General features: G+C 35.8%; 1 protein-coding gene and 1 pseudogene. Both read left to right on the top strand.

What is annotated here, in order from left to right:
* Positions 1–270 (top strand): annotated as a pseudogene (locus DMP16_RS10285) (hypothetical protein); the annotation flags it as partial.
* Positions 271–293: 23 nt separating this feature from the next.
* Positions 294–743, top strand: a complete 450-nt coding sequence (locus tag DMP16_RS10280; protein WP_083216411.1) for a YbaK/EbsC family protein — start codon at positions 294–296, stop codon at positions 741–743.
* The last annotated feature ends 152 nt before the right edge of the window (positions 744–895 follow it).

The following is an 895-nucleotide window of genomic DNA, read 5'->3' as shown; positions in this document are numbered from 1 at the left end:
ATGGTAAAGCTATTGAGAAACTTTAACGGCGAACTATACTTAGTGGTAAGAAGTGAAGATATGGAGAAGGTTAAGGGCTTGAAAGGAAAGATTAAATACAATGATGAAGTCAATTCAAAGTTCATAATTTTTAATGACGAGATAACTGCTGTTTTTACCGACGAATCTTACGTTACTGTAGAGTCGTGTTTAGGTTGTATGATCCATTCAATGGAACACTTTAAGTTAATATTTAACAAGGATAAAAGAACGGCAAACCTCACGTTTTAAGGTGGGAAGGAGGTTAAGAAATTGTGACCTCGCTGGAGGAAATATTAAAAAGTAGAGGAATTAATTATCAGTTCGTCAAAGTCAAAGACGCTAAGACTGTTAAAGACGCTTCCAACTCTTTAGGAATTGATGAAGGTAAAATAGCTAAGACTGTGATTGTCATTGCAGACAATAAGCCATTAGCAATATTCTTAAGGGGCAATAAAAGGGTAAATCTAGAAAAGGTAAAAGAATTTTTGAGAGTTAGCGAGGTTAGGATAGCGAAGGCTAAGGAGGTAAGGGAATTAACAGGTTATCAAGTTGGTGGAGTTCCTCCAATTATAGAAGGAGTAGAAACTATCGTAGATTTGGATTTAGCTAGCGATAGCGATTACGTCTATTGTGGTGGAGGAGATGAAAAGACATTACTACGTATTTCACCCAAGGAGCTTGTTGAAAAGTTTAATTTAAAGGTCTTAAACGTAAACCATTAACTGGAAATAGTGAATAACCCTTTTTTTATCATGTTGATTACATTAACATATGTTATTTAGACAGCTGATCTCAAAAAGTGGAGGATGCTTAACTTACGTCATTGGATGCACTCAAGCAGGGGAATTAATAATCGTTGACCCTAGGCTTGACT

The sequence above is a fragment of the Sulfolobus sp. B1 genome, assembly GCF_007050195.1.
In the GTDB taxonomy this organism is placed as follows: domain Archaea; phylum Thermoproteota; class Thermoprotei_A; order Sulfolobales; family Sulfolobaceae; genus Saccharolobus.
The sequence above is the reverse complement of the archived record's forward strand: the minus strand, read 5'-3'. Positions and strand labels throughout refer to the sequence as shown.